Origin of the sequence: Pseudoalteromonas sp. 20-MNA-CIBAN-0454 (assembly GCF_040308685.1) — a bacterium.
Classification (GTDB): Bacteria; Pseudomonadota; Gammaproteobacteria; order Enterobacterales; family Alteromonadaceae; genus Pseudoalteromonas; species Pseudoalteromonas nigrifaciens.
Genome location: NZ_JBEOOB010000027.1, coordinates 14,764 through 31,166 on the forward strand (window position 1 = coordinate 14,764; position 16,403 = coordinate 31,166).

The window sequence follows — 16,403 nt, forward strand, 5'->3', positions numbered from 1 at the left end:
AGTTACTAACTGACAGCCCCCCTGCATGTTAAGTTGCTTTAAGCCCTTGTCACATCAAACGCAATAACTTCTTTTATATTACTCTTTTGCGTGGCTAGCATTACTAGCCTGTCTATGCCCAGCGCTACCCCTGCACAAGGCGCTAATCCATGTTCAAGCGCAGCAATTAAATGCTTATCCATTGGTACTTGCTTTAAGCCATTTTGTTTACGATATTCATTATCGTCATTAAAACGCTTAGCTTGCTCTGTCGCATTAGTTAGCTCGTTAAAGCCATTAGCTAATTCCATATTTTTATAATACAGCTCAAACCGCCCTGCTACGCGACTGTCATGATCGCAAATTTGTGCCAGTGCTGCTTGCGATGCCGGAAAGTGATACACAAAACACGGCTTATGTTGGCCAATTGTTGGCTCTACTTTCATACAAAATAAAAGCTGCAGTAAAGTATCTCTATGCGTTTCATTTTTAGCTATATCAGCAAACCCTTGCTCGCAGGCAAGTTGTTGTAATTGCTCTAAACTAGCAGTGAGTGGATCAAGTCCAAGTACTTGTTCAAATGCGTGTTGGTAAGTTAACCGTTCACTCGGCGCAACATCTAAAATAAGCTGCATTAGCTCATCTATTTCAGCCATTAATGCAAATTCGTCAAACCCCGGTCTATACCATTCCAGCATAGTAAACTCTGGATTATGATGGCTGCCAGCTTCTTCGTTTCTAAATGCTTTACACAACTGAAATATAGGCCCTGAGCCCGCCGCTAACAAGCGCTTCATTGCAAACTCTGGAGAGGTTTGTAAATATAGCTCAAGGCCGCTGGCGTGCCCTGGGCCTACAAATCGAGTGTTAAAACTCACTAAGTGTATATCGGTTACACTGGCTCCGCTTAAACTGGGGGTTTCTACTTCCATTACATTGCGAGCATAAAAGAACTCGCGAATACTGCGTAAAATAACAGCTCGCTGCTTAAGTGTTGCAATACTTGCACTGGGAGCCCAAAGATTTACTGACATATTTTCTCCAAAAAAAATCCCAGCTTTTAAGCTAGGATTTTATAAAGCGACGCTTAAAATTATTTAACGCGGCTTACGTATTCACCGTTACGGGTGTCTACTTTAATAACTTCGCCTATTTGTACAAATAGTGGAACACGTACTACAGCACCAGTACTTAATGTTGCAGGTTTACCGCCAGTTCCGGCTGTATCACCTTTAAGGCCCGGATCAGTTTCAGTGATCTCAAGCTCAACAAAGTTAGGTGGTGTTACTACAATAGGATTACCGTTCCATAATGTAATTGTACACACGTCATTTTCAACTAACCATTTACCCGCATCGCCTAACGCTTTTTCGTCAGCAGCAATTTGCTCAAATGTTTCGTTATTCATGAAATGCCAAAATTCGCCGTCTGTGTATAAATACGCTAAATCAGTATCCATTACATCAGCACCTTCAACAGATTCACCCGATTTAAAGGTTTTTTCAAGTACTTTACCTGAAATAAGTTTACGGATACGAACACGGTTAAACGCTTGGCCTTTACCAGGTTTTACCATTTCATTTTCTATGATACTACTAGGCTCGCCATCCATCATAATTTTTAGGCCGCCCTTGAACTCGTTGGTGCTATAATTCGCCATCGTTTCCTCTATTTATATTTTTTCGAGTAATCTACGTGCCAATGATACAAAGAAATGAAGCAAATTTGCATAAAAACTGGCAAAAAGAATTAGCAAATGTAGTTACCTGCCCAAAAGTGTTGCTAGAAATGGTCGGTTTATCGAGCCAAGTCCATGATAACGACATAAAAGCTCGTAGCTTGTTCCCAGTTCGTGTGCCAATACCATTTATAAAAAAAATGCGTAAAGGCGATGCAAACGATCCATTATTATTACAAGTTATGCCGCGCCATCAAGAATTCTTAACTAAAAGTGGTTTTAATAAAGATCCCCTGCTTGAGCAAAGTAACCAGCAGCCAGGGCTATTACACAAGTATAAATCGCGTGTTTTAGTAATGTTTAAAACCGGTTGTGCAGTAAATTGCCGCTATTGTTTTAGACGCCATTTTCCGTATCAAGAAAACCAACTTAATAAGCGTAGCCTGCTAGATGCGCTTAGCTATATAAAATCCGACAATAATATAAATGAAGTGATTTTAAGTGGTGGCGATCCGCTCATGGCCAAAGACGATGCCATTAGTTGGTTTTTAGATGAGCTTGAGCAACTACCACAAATTAAACGCATGCGAATTCATACCCGTCTGCCGGTGGTTATTCCGGCGCGCATTACCGATGAGTTATGCGAAAGACTTGCAAGGTCGCCATTAAAAATTGTGTTTGTTAATCATATAAACCATGCCAACGAAATAGACGACGACTTTAAAGCCGCAATGCAAAAGCTTAAACAAGTAGGTGTAGTGCTATTTAATCAAGCGGTTATTTTAAAAGACGTGAACGATACAACTGCAGCACAAGTGAATTTAAGTGAAGCGTTATTTGATGCCGATGTATTGCCCTATTATTTACATTTGCTAGATAAGGTAGAAGGGGCAAGCCACTTTGACATTAGTGAGGAGCAAGCAATAAAAATAATGGCAGAGCTGTTAGAAGCCCTACCTGGTTTTTTAGTGCCTAAATTGGTCAGAGAGATTGGCGGTGAAAAAAGTAAAACGCCAATCGATCTTAAGTTAATTTAAAGCCGTATTTAAACGTAAATGTTTACGTTATTACCCAGTGTTGCAGTCGCCGACTGAGTCGGTGTTTGCGCGCTGGATGACTGCGCAGCACCCTCAATCAGTGCTAATGCAGCTGCGCCATCCGCTAGTTGCTGTTTTTTAGACAATGCAGCGCTCAACACTTCGCCGCCTTGGCTTGAACTTGGCATTACCGGTAAATTTCCGCCTGATATATTCATAAAATTAACCCACCTTTAATCAGTGTTTGTTGTGCAATTATTTAAAAGGAGTTAAACAAGGCACAGTGCTAAAAACCTGACTTTTAAATATAATCCAAGTAACATATACAGTATACGCATGCTACATAATAAATTATCGGCAACTCAATACAAAGCTTTAGGAAAACCATGGATTCTATTATTGAACAACTCAACGCTAACTTAAAAATTGTTTACCGACAGGCGCTTGATGCTGACAAAAAACTCGACGAGTTACAACAGCAAGGTCACGGCAAATTTAAAGCACTCTTTACAGCCGACTCAGGTTTTACCTTTGAAGCTAAACGCTTTAAGCCATATGTGCTTGATGTAGCAGCCGACGTAGAGAGCTTATCTAGTGACGGTTTTAATGAAGAAAAACTTAAAACCACCGTTATTAAATTACAGCAACTACTTACTTTGTTAGCTACGTTTAAGTAACGTAAACTTTAGTTAAAAAGTTTATGATTCTATAAGCATTAAAAGCGCCGCTATTTAGCGGCGTTTTTGTAAAGCTTAGTTAATCAACTTTCGGTAATATTTCCTCACCAAACCACTCTGTAAGTAAGCGTTTTTCGTAATTGAAAGGCCCATCTCGGCCCATTTTAATTTTATCCATAAAGCCCATATCTTTAAGCTTTACATCACTTGCTGCACTTATTACCTCACCTTTTTCATTAGTAAGTGAATAATTAAGTTTGAGTTGCGGAAAGTAAATAGGCTTAACCACCCTGATTTCATTTATACCGCCATAGCGTACATCGCCAGCTAAATCGACATCAGTAATCTCTAGGCTAAGTTTGTAGTCTTTTGGCAATTGCTCTGCAAGTTTAGCAACATGCTCTTCAATACTGCTCGCTATATGCTTATGGTACGAAGCTTTACCTTGATTGGATTCGCGTACATCACGATAGTCTTTAAAATCATGCCATTTAATAGCCGACTCACCCGCATGGGCAAGTGCTGGTAGTGCAAAGCACATTAACATTGCGATTTTGTTTACTGGATTCATATCACTCTCCAAAAAGGTGCGCCGAATATTACATTATTGCAATTAGGGCATGCTCAGTATTAACACCTAAATAACTGAGTTCATTTTAACAGCTGTTTATTAACTATAACTTAATCTTATGACATAAGTGTTATTTAAAGCGTTCAAAATGTAATCAAATATGTAAATCTAGCTTTTTTAAAATAACAGCGTATTTAAAGCAGATAATGCATGTAAAATATCGCAATTTATGGTGCAATCAACACTATTGATAAAAGGTATCCACGGAGCATTCATGACTATTTTAGTAACCGGTGGCGCAGGCTATATTGGCTCGCACACTGTTTTAGAACTTTTACAACAAAACAGTAATGTTGTTGTTATTGATAATTTAAGCAACTCATCATCAGAGTCACTTACGCGCGTTAAAAAAATTACCGGTAAAGAAGTAACTTTTTACCAAGGTGATATTCTCGATAAAGCATTTTTAGACTCAGTATTTGCTAAGCATACTATTGAAAGCGTAATTCACTTTGCTGGCTTAAAAGCGGTGGGTGAGTCGGTTGTAAAACCAATTGAGTACTATCAAAATAACGTACAAGGTACATTAACACTGGTTGATGCGATGCGCGATGCGGGTGTATTTAAGTTAGTATTTAGCTCATCAGCAACCGTTTATGGCGACCCAGCAAGCTTACCTATTAAAGAAGACTTTCCTGTTGGTGGCACCACCAACCCTTATGGTACATCAAAGTTAATGGTTGAAATGATGTTGCAAGATATCGCAAAATCAGACGAGCGCTTTGCCTTTGCTATTTTGCGCTACTTTAATCCAGTAGGCGCGCATGAATCGGGGTTAATTGGCGAAGATCCAAACGGGATCCCTAATAATTTATTACCGTATATTTCACAAGTCGCTGTGGGCAAGCTCAAGCAACTAGCCGTATTTGGCGATGATTACGACACAGTAGATGGCACCGGCGTGCGCGACTACATTCACGTAGTCGACTTAGCTTTAGGACATTTAAAAGCGCTGAATAAAATTGCCACAAACACCGGTGCATTGGTTTATAACCTAGGTACAGGCAACGGTTATTCAGTACTGCAAATGGTGAACGCCTTTATTAAGGCCAGTGGGCAAGCAGTACCATATCAAGTGTCACCACGTCGTCCAGGCGATATAGCCGCTTGTTACGCAGCTCCTGAAAAAGCCCTGAATGAACTAGACTGGCAAGCGATGCGCGGTATCGATACTATGATGCAAGACACCTGGCGCTGGCAGTCAAATAACCCAAATGGGTATAAGTAGAAAACCATATACCTATAATCAATATGTCCCTATTTTTATAGGGGCATGTTAATTATGATTGGAGTAAGTCATTTATTTAATTCAATAAAGATATACGTGTTCAAATTTAAGCTCAGAGTTTAAGGTTTAGAGTTTAACCTAGAACCTAGCCCTGATTTACTTCCTAGTACGATTATTATTTTTACCAATTTTGCATTTCGACTATACGCGATTGCGTTCGTGCATATTCAAAGCTTAGTTTTTTACCTTGATACAAGGTGTCTATATCAGCCTGTGCATTTATAACCAGTAACTTATGGCAGTCATAAAACTCATCGACTAAAGCAATAAAACGTCGTGCTTCATCATCAAAAAAGTGCTCGTCTAGAGTTTGTTTTTCACGCTGGTAGCTGTCCTCTATACCATGCACTATTACTTTACCGGTTGCGCCAACGCCCATTTTTGGCACATTTGCCACGTATAACACAGAAAATTGCTGAGCTAAAAACATGTAATCGTTAGCGCTACGCGGGCCAGAGCACAACGCCATAAAATCAATCATTAAGGCATTTGCTGTTTTTAATAAATAAGGCAGCGCTCTACCGTGTACCGTGATATTGCCACTGTGCGATGCTTGCGGGTACTGCGTTAAAAATTTAGCTTTAAAGTCATCACTGGGTAAATTAATAAAGTAATGACTACTATTTTTACCATAACGAAAACGATGATCCTCCTCTCCCGCTACATTAACTATCTCGCAATAATTATTAATTAAATCTATAGTAGGTAAAAACCGTGCTCGCTGTAGGCCATTATAATAAAGCTGCTCTGGTTTTGCGTTTGAAGTGGCCACCAACACTACACCTTGTTTAAATAACGCATCAAACAGCCGGGCCATAATCATAGCGTCGCCAATATCGCTAACAAAAAACTCATCAAAACATAGCACCCGAATATTTTTGGCCCAATTTTTAGCTATAATTATTAACGGATCTTTTTGCCCTTGTAACTGCCCTAACTGCTGGTGCACCTGCGCTATAAAGTGATGAAAATGCAGCCGCTGCTTTTTACTTATAGCAACATTGTTATAAAATAAATCCATTAACATGGATTTACCACGCCCTACCGGTCCATACAAATACACACCTTTTATGAGTGGCGACTTTTGCCACCAGCTATAGTGTATTTGTAATTGTTCACTAAGCGAATTAAGTGCCTGTACGGCATTATTTTGCGCAGCATCGAAGCTAAGCTCGCCCGATGCAACCTTAGCTTGGTAAAGGCTTATTATTTGTGTGTCCTGCACTGTCATGGTATTTCACTATCCGTTATAATCGCGTCCATTGTAGCCGACTCAAAATGTGAACCCCAATGAAATTCCCTTGCCGCCTAGATAAATTTATTAGCCATTTAGCAGAGCTGCCACGCTCAAAAGCCAGAGCCAGCATTAAACGCCAAGCCGCACTAGTCAATGGTGAAGTGGTCACTGCTTTCGATTTTCAAATTAAGCAGCAAGACGAAGTAGTTTTTCAAGGTGAACAACTCGTATTTTTAGGTAAACGCTACTTCATGTTAAACAAACCCGTTGGTTATGTAAGTGCCAATAGTGATGAACTACACAAAACGGTATTCGATTTAATTGACGAGCCAAATATGAGCGACTTTCACGTAGCAGGCCGCCTCGATATTGACACCACTGGCTTAGTTATCTTAACCAACGATGGCGACTGGTCGCATAAAATAACGTCTCCTAAAAACAATAAATTTAAAACCTACTTAGTAGAAACCCAAGAGCCCATTACTGACGAATCGTTAGAGGCACTGCGCGAAGGGGTACAATTACATAACGAAAAAGCTCTAACCCGTCCGGCAAAAGCAGAGCGCCTCGCTAATTACGGCTTACGTTTATCTATTTGTGAAGGTAAATACCACCAAGTTAAGCGCATGTTAGCCGCTGTAGACAACAAAGTGGTTGAATTGCACCGCGAACAAATTGGCAATATTAAACTAGACGAAAACCTAGCAGCGGGTGAATATCGCTTGTTAACAGCTGAAGAGGTTAAACTCTAAGGAACTTTTTAGGCTTCAATCAAGTATTAGTAACGAAAGATAAGGCAGCCTAAAAACACAGCACTTTTAACACAGATAACGAGCATAACAGAGCTTCGAGACTCTAATTTATTAAAAGGATATAACAGTGAAAGTATTAACTGTATTTGGCACCCGCCCAGAAGCGATAAAAATGGCGCCGCTAGTACATGCATTAACTAACGATAGTCGCTTTGAAGCTAAAGTTTGTGTAACGGCGCAGCATCGTGAAATGCTAGACCAAGTACTTGAGCTGTTTAAAATAACCCCTGACTACGATTTGAACCTGATGAAAGCGGGCCAAACATTACCAGAAGTAACCAGTCGTATTCTGCTAGAGTTAACCCCCGTACTTAAAGAGTTTAAGCCAGATGTAGTGCTTGTTCATGGCGATACCGCGACTACTTTTGCAGCAAGTCTGGCGGCTTATTATGAGCAAATCGCAGTAGGTCATGTCGAAGCAGGCTTGCGTACAGGTAATATTTACTCACCCTGGCCAGAAGAAGGTAATCGTAAATTAACCGGCTCACTTACAAAGTACCATTTAGCACCCACCGAAAATTCAAAAGCTAACTTATTAAAAGAAAACTACGCGGCTGAAAACATATCTGTAACGGGTAACACAGTAATTGATGCGTTATTAATGGTTAAACAACAAATTGAAAATGATGCAGAATTAAGCAATACACTCGCATCGCAATTCCCAATGCTTGATGAAAATAAAAAGCTTATATTGGTTACAGGCCATCGCCGTGAAAGTTTTGGTGGCGGGTTTGAGCGAATTTGCGAAGCATTAGCGCAAACCGCAAAAACTCATCCAAATACGCAAATACTTTATCCCGTGCATTTAAACCCGAATGTACAAGAGCCGGTAAAGCGCATTTTAAAAGATGTTGATAACGTACATTTAATAGAGCCACAACAATACCTGCCATTTGTATACTTGATGAATCGTGCTCATATTATTTTAACTGACTCAGGTGGCATTCAAGAAGAAGCACCAAGTTTAGGTAAGCCTGTATTAGTTATGCGTGATACCACAGAGCGCCCAGAGGCAGTTGAAGCAGGTACAGTGAAATTAGTTGGTACCGATGTAGCTAAGATCACCGCAGCATTAAATGAGTTGTTAACTGATGATGCTGCATATAAAACAATGAGTCGCGCTCACAACCCTTATGGTGACGGCAATGCATGCCAACGTATATGTGATATTTTAGCGCGTTAAAAGTTGAAGACGCTAGGCACTAGGTTCTAAGCAATTTATCGATAACTTGGCGAGAAAACCCAGTGATTTTTAGTCGCTGGGTAGTTCACAACTACGAGGCCTAATTGTAAATGCGTGCTTGGCTAATTACTTACTGACACCTGAAACCTAATGCCAGCTTTTAATTTTTAAGACTTTATTTGCACTAAGTCAAAGTTCACCATGCCTGGTACTATGGCTTGTAGGCGAGATTCAGTCACATCAAGGGCGTTTAAACATTCGCAGTATTCTGCAGCTTTTAGTTCGAGTTGGCGGGCTTTTTCTTGGAGTGATTTATCTATTTCTGATGAAATGATATCCATGCGTTGGCTCATGTCGTTCATTCGATCTTCAATATTACCTTCGCGCGATTTAAATGCATCGCCTAACGACATTAAAATAGCCCCGAGGGAGCCATGCACTGCCGAGTGAATTTTTTTGCTAATATCTTTAGTGAAAAAGTCGTCTATTTTGGAAAGTGATTGCGGCGCAATAAAGAAAAAATCATCGCCGCGTTTAAACTTATCCATTAGCGCACGTTCAACGTACTGCAATTGCGTTTTAAGCACTTCTGATTCTTTATCTGTCATGCCTTCAACAACATGCTCAATTGCACTGAGCCCTAAATTAACGCCATCGGTGGCTAAGTTAACGAGTTCAGGAACAGTTTGACGAATACCGCTGCTAAACTGCTCAAGGACTTTACTTTCGTCATCACTTAAGTCAATCCAATAGCCACGGATAAACAATTGGTTATTATTATTAATTTGTACGCGGGTTTGGCCTTTATCAACAATGCGAATAATATCATCAGTAATGATTAAACCGTGACGAAGCTCTACATCACACTGCTTTTGCGCAAATACGTTATTGCTTAAAAGTGCTACAGACAACGCCAATATCGAACGAGATAAAAACGCCATAAACACCTCAAAATAGCCACAACAGAAGGCGGGTAGATTAACAAAAAAACAACTTTATGCAAGCAAAAGTAACACAATAACAAAGACAGCCCTGCGTATTTAACCTATGCAATGAGTAATACAAAAAAACACCGCGTTTAAATTAAGCACGGTGTTTTTTAATTTCTTAGTTAAAAGCCTCCTGCTGCTTTATTGCTAAAAGCGATCCTTTTAAATTGGCGAACCTGGCGGGATTGGTAATGCTTTAAAGTTATCTGGCCAGCTACCTGTGGTTAAAAACAGGTTAACTTGTTCAGCTAAATATTGTTTAAACGCGCTTTCACCTATACTGGTGTTGCTTAGTAGTGAATTTTGTTCAAAGTCATCTTTTAGCTTAGTTAAATAGTAACGCAGTTGTGCTTGTACTTCTGGACTTACGTTATCGCTGGCCACTAAATCAGCCATTGTTTTAGCACTTAAAAATTGCACTCGCTGAGTGATCTTTGCCACCATGTTATTGGATGGCAATGCCACAAAAACCTGCTTATAAAGCTGTAAAAGTAACTCATCTAAACTATAAAAATCATTACTGCGTGCTTGTTGTTGCGCAAGGCGATTTAAACGCTGTGCATTTAGTAATAACGATAAGCTATGCTGCACGGCAACTTCAGGTAGGGCCATAGCATCAAGGGTTAAACCAGTGCGCCCCACTATACTTTCACGCGTCCTAGACTCACCATACGCTTTAGGTGGAATAAGTGCGAGTATTGACTCTGGCAACACTAAATTACTGCCCTCAAGAGTGGTTAAAATAGCTTTAACCGCTTGTTGTTGCGCTTGCTTAGCAACCACTTGCGCGCCTTTTACAGGTTTATCACCGCGTACTTCGTACTCGTAATTTACCCCAGCAATTAATTTAGCCACCGCCTCTACTTGGTAACGGTGAAATAAATACAAGGGCACCAGTTTTTCTTCTAATTGCGATAACGCCTCTCCCGTTTTTATATTATGAATACCAAATTGTGCGAGTGCTTGCTTACGCACTTCTAGTACTCTTAATAGCTCTTCGCTTGGTGCTGCGCCGTTATCCCACAGATGAGCCGTAGGATGCGCACCACCGGCAGCGCGTGCGTCGCTATCAGATATAAACTCGAGCCCTTTAGTGTTGTTTTCTTTTAAAATAGCCGCCAATGCTGCTGCTTCGTTTTGATTAGTAAAGTCGCTGTAGCCGTATTTAATAACTTGTGTATCCCACACACCCATACCCGTAGCATAACCGCGTGACACATCAAGCTTGCCTTGTTCATCAAAGCTAAGCAGCGGATGCGGATAATCCATTACCGAGGCTCTATCGCCCACTGAAGCGGCAAAGTTATGAGAAATCCCCAAGGTATGCCCAATTTCGTGAGCACTTAACTGCCTAATACGATCAAGCGCCATGGCTTGTAGAGTTTTTGCTATTTCATTGCCGTTTAAGTAAGGCGCAGCCAGCGCTTCTGCAATTAAAATATCTTGGCGTACGCGCAGTGAACCAAGCGTTACATGCCCTTTTATTATTTCGCCGGTGCGCGGATCAATTACCGAACTGCCATACGACCAACCACGAGTAGCACGATGCACCCACTGCACTACGTTGTAGCGAATATCCATAGGATCAGCGTTTGTTGGTAGTACTTTTATTATAAATGCATTTTTATAACCCGCTGCACTAAACGCTTCATCCCACCACTGTGCACCTTCAAGCAATGCACTTTTTACCGGCTCCGGCACCCCAGGATCAAGGTAATAAACAATCGGCTCAATGGGCTCGCTAATAGGTAAACTCGGATCTTTTTTAGTTAACCGATGGCGTGGTATATATCGCACATACATAGACTCGCCAAGTGCTGCAGCATAGTTTTTATGCTCAATACTCCAAAAACCCGATTGTGGATGGAAGTTGCGCGGGGTGTAGTTATCGTCTGGTAATTTAATTAGTGAATGGTGCATATGCACAGTTAACGAATAAGCGTCAGGGCTTATTTCACGCACAAACTTACCCGGTTGAGTACCGGCAAAGGTCAGCACAGCTTCAAGCTCTGTATTATTAATAAATGCTTTAGAGCGACTCATATAAACTGCACTACGCGATTCGTCTAGATTAAAGTTACCTTGTTTAGTCGCTGCCAGGGTTCGATTTACACCGTGTACATCACTAAGTAAATACGGAGTGTAATCGATTAATAGCGCCCGCTTATTTTGCGCAACCACTTTAAAGCCCGCTAATATACTTGATGCAAACGCTTCATTAATACTTTGCTGCTCGGCTTTATTACTGGTATTTGCGCGATAGTAAGTATTTACAGCACGTAGCATTACTTTGTCGCCAAAGCGCTCAAATTGCACTAAGTGTGTATTACCAAGCTGCCCTCTATCGAGCCCTATATCGTTAGAGCCCAAGCCATTTGGCAAGCTTTGCTGTAGCAAAAATTGCTGCTCTAGTTTATCTACTTTTAAATAAACCTTGCCGTTTTCTGTATCGTAAAAAAATGAAAAATATCCCGGAAAATGATTCATCTTTCCAGTAAATTCATCAATAGACTTAATTGCTGCGTGCGCTTGAGTTATCATAGTGAGCAACACAGTAAAGAGAATGTAACCTAGTAGTTTTATTTTTTGCATAATCTTATCTTTGTTATTGGCGTTTTAAGTACGATTAGGTAACCCCATTATAGGGGGGAATTTAAACAATACAGTTATTTAAGACGAATTTCAGCGCTCCAAACTAATCCCTCTCACATTATGATTAGTTTAATCACGTTATCAGGAAAATAGAATGCGTAGACTTCCTCCAGTATTACTTGAAGATGGTTGCCCAAGAGAGTTAATCTCTTTGATCAGAACTATTTTAGCCGCATGTAAAGAAATTTCATTTCGTGTTGGCCAAGGCGAATTATCGGGTGTATTAGGCTCAACACTTGACGAGAATATTCAAGGCGAAACTCAAAAGAAGCTTGATGTTTTAACCAACCAACTGCTTAAAGATATATTATTGGAATCGGGCTACGTAAAAGCCATCGCCTCTGAAGAAGAAGACCACACAGTTGCTGGTAATCCTGATGCAGAATATATTGTAGCGTTTGACCCACTTGATGGCTCATCAAACACCGACATAAACTCGTTAGTAGGTACTATTTTTTCAGTAATGAAAGCGCCTGAAGGCGCAGATCCTGCTGACCAAAGTATTTTTATGCAACCGGGTATTAATCAAGTAGCGGCAGGTTATGTATTATATGGTCCATCGACTATATTGGCGCTAACGACAGGTAAAGGCACCCGCTTTTTCACCCTAGATAAAACTCACGGCACCTTTTTATTAACTCAAGATTTTGCAAAAATACCAGCAGATACCAATGAATATGCTATTAATGCGTCAAACCAACGCCATTGGCAACCGGCTATGCAAAACTACATTAACGACCTTGTAGCTGGCGACACTGGCCCACGCGCTCGAAACTTTAATATGCGCTGGATTGCTGCAATGGTAGGCGATGTACACCGCGTATTAAGCCGTGGCGGGTTATTTACCTACCCAACCGATACCAAAAACCCAAGCCAACCAAATAAACTACGTCTGCTTTACGAAGCAAACCCTATGGCCATGCTAGTAGAGCAAGCTGGCGGGATTGCCTCAACTGGCACCGAGCGCATTATGGACATACAACCTAATGCCATTCACCAGCGCGTAGCTGTAATTTTAGGCTCAAAAAACGAAGTAGAAACCTGCTTGGGATATCATAAGTAATAAATAGAAATACAAGGTTTTAGGTATCAGATTTTAGGCGAGAATTAAGCCAGCGCGGTGTTTAAGTTAACCGTAGATACAAGGCGGGGCTTTATGCCGCGCTTGTTAAATTTATAAAATGCGCGAGGTAAACTCCCGCCTACGGTTCGGTATTTTATCAACACCTGAGATCTCGTACCTTTAATACTTGACTAAAAATTAGCCAAGCTTTTACTCTTGTAAAAGCGTGGCTAATTTGGCGAGCTTTTCATAATTAAGCTCGCCCATTTGCTCACTGTTACTAAGTGCATAAATAACGCCTTCACACTCAGCGCAATCAATATCATCTCGCGCTTCAATCACATTCGCCCACAGTTCCAAGTCATCAAGTACTATTTCATTATGTAAACAACGCTCAAACACATTTAGTATGATTGACGTACTTAGGGTAAATAATGGCTGTTTTGCTGCTGCCGCAGATACAATAACAGCAATAGCCTCGTCTTTTTCTGGCCCGAAGGTAATAAACTGCGCTAATGCTTTTTGTATATCCATAATATTGTTATTCTGCGCTCACCGTGATTTAAAAGTAAAATAATGACCCAAATTAACTGCCCCCAATGTAATGCTGCTCTTACCTGTAATGTGACTGACATATCAGCATGTTGGTGCAACGAGTTACCCGCTATTTTACCGTTAGATCTTAACGCTACAAGCTGTTTATGCCGTAACTGTACGCTGGCTAAAATAAACACTTACTTACAAAGCCTTTACTCGCAGCCGATTAAAATACAACTCGCGTTTGCTAAGCAATTTAAAAATAATGGAGAGCTGATTGAAGGGCTCGATTACACTATGCAAAACAGCTATATGGTATTTAGTAAGTGGTTTTTTTTAAAGCGTGGCACATGCTGTAAAAATGGCTGCAAAAATTGCCCGTATAAGTAATAGCAGGTGTTAGATTTTGATACGACCTCGATAAAGTAGATACGAGGTTTAAGTTTTGGGTAGCTGGTTGGGGTTTTATACCTCGCTTTTTTTAATTAAAAAGCACGAAATAAATTCGCATCTACAGGTTTGGTGTTTGTCGTTAGCGGAGTTTTTCAAGTTAGTCGTCGCATCTACGAAAGAGCAGTGTTCAGCTAAAAAGCTAAACTAATTTAGTGTTTAATTAATGCCTGATCTCTTCTCATTTACGCTCATTATCTTCTCCTTGTGCAAAAAGTGTTTAAGTGAAATATTCACAAAGAGCATAAGAGACGCTGCGCTTTAGAGGAGTAATTAGTTATGGCTAAGGGCTATGAGTTAAGGCAACGAGCAATATGGTGTAATCTATTGCTTTTGTTTGCTCATTGGCTTCTCATTGTGCAAGTAGGCTTTATATTTTTAAGCGATATTAGATGAATGCGAAGTGAATTTGCACGCAGGGCCGGTATTTAGGTTTAGCGCGGTGTTTGTTACAGGATCGTTTTTACTAATAACTCACCGCGGCTTTATCTACTCTTTATTTTCTTCCCCATTCACTCCATGAACCGTCGTAAACACTTAAGTTAGCGTAACCGCACTCATCAGCAAATAACGCTAATATGCAGGCGGTTATACCCGCGCCACATGTAAATTGTAGTTTTTCTGCATTACCGACTAGGGCTTTAAATTGCTGCTGTATTTCGCTAAGTGACTTAGTCTCACCACTGCACAATAATTCGCTATAAGGTAATGAAAGGCTATTAGGAATATGGCCGCTGCGCATATCAGCACGGGGTTCAGGGTCTTCGCCTGTAAAGCGTTTATGTGCACGCGCATCGAGTAATACTATGGCCGGATCATCAATTGCGTTTTGTACCTGTTGCTTATTAATAAAATAACCCGCTTTATAACGTGCAAAAAAATTACCATTATGTTTTGCCTTGCTATAGCCTTGCTGTACCGGGTAGCCACTCTCAAGCCATTTACTTAGCCCACCACTGAGCACTTTTACATTATCAAAGCCCATAGATTTTAGCATCCACCATGCCCTAGCTGCGCTAAACAAGCCCTCATCTTCATAAATAACAATGTACGAATCGTGGTTAACGCCTGCCTTTTGCATTACTTGAGTAAATTGCGTTTCGCTACGCAAAGTATTAGGTAATGGGTTAGAGCGATCTGCTAGTTCATTTTTAATATCAAAGCGCTGCGCGTTAGGCAGCATAGCTATTGGAGAGTACTCCCCAATAAAGGATGCGCGCAACATCCCTGCATCAAGAATAACGAGTTTAGCTTGCTCTAAACGCGCATATAACCATTGTGTGCTGACTATATTTTTCATTTTTTACCAAATTTGAAGGCATGCAATAACTATATTTTGTTAAAGTCTGCTTATAAATAAAATTTAGGCTGGTTACAAATTAGAAAAATGCTAAAATAGCTGCTTTGATATTTCTAAATAGAGTAAAAATTATGTCAATCCCTTTTTACATTATCAACATGCAAGGCTGTGAAGAGCGTTGGGAAGCAACTCAAAAGCAACTAACCAACTTGCATTTAACGGCTGAACGCTTTGAAGCTACCATTGGCAAAAATCTTAGTGAGCAAGAGATCCTCAACTGGTATTGCCCGAAAAAAAATAAAAAACGCTACAACCGCGATCTGACATTGGGTGAAATTGGATGCTATGTTAGCCATATGCGTATTTGGCAAAAAATAGTTGATGAAAATATATCTTTTTGTGTCGTATTAGAAGATGATCTCTCCATTAAGGCTTCACTTAAAGATGTTGTTGATGTAGCGATTAAATTAAATAATTGGGATTTAATAAAGCTATCAAATGACCGAAACTTTCCATTTATAGACAGTGCTATATTAGAAAATAATCTAACAGTAGGCAACTATAAAAAAGCCCCTAACGGTACTCAAGGCTACATCATTACATTAAGCGGCGCTAAAAAGCTACTGCAAAGAAAGCCATTTTTTAGACCTGTAGATGTCGATATACAATTTCACACAGAAGTAGGGCTAAATATGATTGGCATAAAACCCTACCCAATTGCCGAAGATCGAAGTTTTATTAGTGAAATATCAACTATGAATGGCGGTAAACACTCTAACCACAGTACATTCATCAGAAATTTAATCCACAGATCGAGTATTTATAGGCAAAGACAGTATAAAACAGCAGATCTTTCTAGCATTATTGGTAAATAATAAAAGCGCCATCTC

At 40.2% G+C, this 16,403-nt stretch carries 17 protein-coding genes; 8 read left to right on the plus strand and 9 right to left on the minus strand.

Features of this window, described 5'->3' with window-relative positions; genetic code table 11:
• Positions 1 to 38 precede the first annotated feature (38 nt).
• A complete protein-coding gene (gene epmA, locus AAEZ22_RS13190) occupies positions 39 to 1,013 on the minus strand; it encodes an elongation factor P--(R)-beta-lysine ligase (RefSeq protein WP_011327185.1) in 975 nt (324 codons plus the stop codon).
• 59 nt (positions 1,014 to 1,072) lie between these two features.
• The gene (efp, locus tag AAEZ22_RS13195; protein WP_011327184.1) at positions 1,073 to 1,639 is read right to left on the minus strand and encodes an elongation factor P; all 567 of its coding nucleotides are present in this window, start codon (positions 1,637 to 1,639) and stop codon (positions 1,073 to 1,075) included.
• 41 nt (positions 1,640 to 1,680) lie between these two features.
• On the opposite strand from efp, the gene epmB reads away from it, so the two are divergent.
• Complete coding sequence (gene epmB, locus AAEZ22_RS13200) at positions 1,681 to 2,694, plus strand: EF-P beta-lysylation protein EpmB (protein WP_041454337.1); 1,014 nt, start codon at positions 1,681 to 1,683, stop codon at positions 2,692 to 2,694.
• Between the two features lie 8 nt (positions 2,695 to 2,702).
• On the opposite strand, the gene AAEZ22_RS13205 is transcribed toward epmB, so the two are convergent.
• The gene (locus tag AAEZ22_RS13205; protein ID WP_011327182.1) at positions 2,703 to 2,912 is read right to left on the minus strand and encodes a hypothetical protein; all 210 of its coding nucleotides are present in this window, start codon (positions 2,910 to 2,912) and stop codon (positions 2,703 to 2,705) included.
• A 168-nt stretch (positions 2,913 to 3,080) separates the two neighbouring features.
• On the opposite strand from AAEZ22_RS13205, the gene AAEZ22_RS13210 reads away from it, so the two are divergent.
• Entirely contained in the window at positions 3,081 to 3,371 is a 291-nt protein-coding gene (locus AAEZ22_RS13210) for a hypothetical protein (RefSeq protein WP_011327181.1), read from the plus strand.
• 79 nt (positions 3,372 to 3,450) lie between these two features.
• Here AAEZ22_RS13210 and AAEZ22_RS13215 read toward each other — a convergent pair whose 3' ends face one another.
• Positions 3,451 to 3,942, minus strand: a complete 492-nt coding sequence (locus AAEZ22_RS13215) for a DUF3016 domain-containing protein (RefSeq protein ID WP_182684102.1) — start codon at positions 3,940 to 3,942, stop codon at positions 3,451 to 3,453.
• Between the two features lie 274 nt (positions 3,943 to 4,216).
• Here AAEZ22_RS13215 and galE point away from each other — a divergent pair, with 274 nt between their 5' ends.
• A complete protein-coding gene (gene galE, locus AAEZ22_RS13220) occupies positions 4,217 to 5,230 on the plus strand; it encodes a UDP-glucose 4-epimerase GalE (protein WP_011327179.1) in 1,014 nt (337 codons plus the stop codon).
• 181 nt (positions 5,231 to 5,411) lie between these two features.
• Here galE and zapE read toward each other — a convergent pair whose 3' ends face one another.
• Positions 5,412 to 6,521 (minus strand): cell division protein ZapE, encoded by a 1,110-nt coding sequence (gene zapE, locus AAEZ22_RS13225; RefSeq protein ID WP_182684100.1) that lies wholly within the window; start codon positions 6,519 to 6,521, stop codon positions 5,412 to 5,414.
• Positions 6,522 to 6,580: 59 nt separating this feature from the next.
• Between zapE and rsuA the strand changes: the two genes are divergently transcribed.
• Together rsuA and wecB are read left to right on the plus strand one after the other, a co-directional pair.
• A complete protein-coding gene (gene rsuA, locus AAEZ22_RS13230; RefSeq protein WP_182684099.1) occupies positions 6,581 to 7,279 on the plus strand; it encodes a 16S rRNA pseudouridine(516) synthase RsuA in 699 nt (232 codons plus the stop codon).
• A 127-nt stretch (positions 7,280 to 7,406) separates the two neighbouring features.
• Positions 7,407 to 8,522 carry a non-hydrolyzing UDP-N-acetylglucosamine 2-epimerase gene (gene wecB, locus AAEZ22_RS13235; RefSeq protein WP_089367747.1) on the plus strand — a complete coding sequence of 372 codons (1,116 nt, stop codon included), beginning with the start codon at positions 7,407 to 7,409 and terminating at the stop codon, positions 8,520 to 8,522.
• A gap of 167 nt (positions 8,523 to 8,689) precedes the next feature.
• Here wecB and AAEZ22_RS13240 read toward each other — a convergent pair whose 3' ends face one another.
• Entirely contained in the window at positions 8,690 to 9,463 is a 774-nt protein-coding gene (locus tag AAEZ22_RS13240) for a YggN family protein (RefSeq protein ID WP_011327175.1), read from the minus strand.
• A 210-nt stretch (positions 9,464 to 9,673) separates the two neighbouring features.
• Positions 9,674 to 12,103 (minus strand): zinc-dependent metalloprotease, encoded by a 2,430-nt coding sequence (locus AAEZ22_RS13245; RefSeq protein ID WP_197182790.1) that lies wholly within the window; start codon positions 12,101 to 12,103, stop codon positions 9,674 to 9,676.
• 154 nt (positions 12,104 to 12,257) lie between these two features.
• On the opposite strand from AAEZ22_RS13245, the gene AAEZ22_RS13250 reads away from it, so the two are divergent.
• The gene (locus tag AAEZ22_RS13250) at positions 12,258 to 13,226 is read left to right on the plus strand and encodes a class 1 fructose-bisphosphatase (protein ID WP_197182791.1); all 969 of its coding nucleotides are present in this window, start codon (positions 12,258 to 12,260) and stop codon (positions 13,224 to 13,226) included.
• Positions 13,227 to 13,436: 210 nt separating this feature from the next.
• Here AAEZ22_RS13250 and AAEZ22_RS13255 read toward each other — a convergent pair whose 3' ends face one another.
• On the minus strand, positions 13,437 to 13,760 hold the full coding sequence (locus AAEZ22_RS13255; RefSeq protein WP_197182792.1) for a hypothetical protein: 324 nt from the start codon (positions 13,758 to 13,760) through the stop codon (positions 13,437 to 13,439).
• Positions 13,761 to 13,802: 42 nt separating this feature from the next.
• Here AAEZ22_RS13255 and AAEZ22_RS13260 point away from each other — a divergent pair, with 42 nt between their 5' ends.
• Positions 13,803 to 14,153: a cysteine-rich CWC family protein gene (locus AAEZ22_RS13260; RefSeq protein WP_089367742.1), complete on the plus strand. Its 351-nt coding sequence runs from the start codon at positions 13,803 to 13,805 to the stop codon at positions 14,151 to 14,153.
• A 556-nt stretch (positions 14,154 to 14,709) separates the two neighbouring features.
• Here AAEZ22_RS13260 and AAEZ22_RS13265 read toward each other — a convergent pair.
• On the minus strand, positions 14,710 to 15,513 hold the full coding sequence (locus AAEZ22_RS13265) for a sulfurtransferase (RefSeq protein ID WP_197182793.1): 804 nt from the start codon (positions 15,511 to 15,513) through the stop codon (positions 14,710 to 14,712).
• A 131-nt stretch (positions 15,514 to 15,644) separates the two neighbouring features.
• On the opposite strand from AAEZ22_RS13265, the gene AAEZ22_RS13270 reads away from it, so the two are divergent.
• Entirely contained in the window at positions 15,645 to 16,388 is a 744-nt protein-coding gene (locus AAEZ22_RS13270) for a glycosyltransferase family 25 protein (RefSeq protein WP_089367740.1), read from the plus strand.
• Positions 16,389 to 16,403: the final 15 nt, after the last annotated feature.

Bases quoted from the DNA above. Each gene is read 5' to 3' on its own strand.
- AAEZ22_RS13245 (WP_197182790.1), bottom strand. From the start codon at position 12,103: ATGCAAAAAATAAAACTACTAGGTTACATTCTCTTTACTGTGTTGCTC.
- AAEZ22_RS13260 (WP_089367742.1), top strand. From the start codon at position 13,803: ATGACCCAAATTAACTGCCCCCAATGTAATGCTGCTCTTACCTGTAAT.
- AAEZ22_RS13265 (WP_197182793.1), bottom strand. From the start codon at position 15,513: ATGAAAAATATAGTCAGCACACAATGGTTATATGCGCGTTTAGAGCAA.
- galE (WP_011327179.1), top strand. From the start codon at position 4,217: ATGACTATTTTAGTAACCGGTGGCGCAGGCTATATTGGCTCGCACACT.
- AAEZ22_RS13210 (WP_011327181.1), top strand. From the start codon at position 3,081: ATGGATTCTATTATTGAACAACTCAACGCTAACTTAAAAATTGTTTAC.
- epmB (WP_041454337.1), top strand. From the start codon at position 1,681: ATGATACAAAGAAATGAAGCAAATTTGCATAAAAACTGGCAAAAAGAA.
- AAEZ22_RS13240 (WP_011327175.1), bottom strand. From the start codon at position 9,463: ATGGCGTTTTTATCTCGTTCGATATTGGCGTTGTCTGTAGCACTTTTA.
- epmA (WP_011327185.1), bottom strand. From the start codon at position 1,013: ATGTCAGTAAATCTTTGGGCTCCCAGTGCAAGTATTGCAACACTTAAG.
- zapE (WP_182684100.1), bottom strand. From the start codon at position 6,521: ATGACAGTGCAGGACACACAAATAATAAGCCTTTACCAAGCTAAGGTT.
- efp (WP_011327184.1), bottom strand. From the start codon at position 1,639: ATGGCGAATTATAGCACCAACGAGTTCAAGGGCGGCCTAAAAATTATG.
- AAEZ22_RS13215 (WP_182684102.1), bottom strand. From the start codon at position 3,942: ATGAATCCAGTAAACAAAATCGCAATGTTAATGTGCTTTGCACTACCA.
- AAEZ22_RS13205 (WP_011327182.1), bottom strand. From the start codon at position 2,912: ATGAATATATCAGGCGGAAATTTACCGGTAATGCCAAGTTCAAGCCAA.
- AAEZ22_RS13270 (WP_089367740.1), top strand. From the start codon at position 15,645: ATGTCAATCCCTTTTTACATTATCAACATGCAAGGCTGTGAAGAGCGT.
- rsuA (WP_182684099.1), top strand. From the start codon at position 6,581: ATGAAATTCCCTTGCCGCCTAGATAAATTTATTAGCCATTTAGCAGAG.
- AAEZ22_RS13250 (WP_197182791.1), top strand. From the start codon at position 12,258: ATGCGTAGACTTCCTCCAGTATTACTTGAAGATGGTTGCCCAAGAGAG.
- AAEZ22_RS13255 (WP_197182792.1), bottom strand. From the start codon at position 13,760: ATGGATATACAAAAAGCATTAGCGCAGTTTATTACCTTCGGGCCAGAA.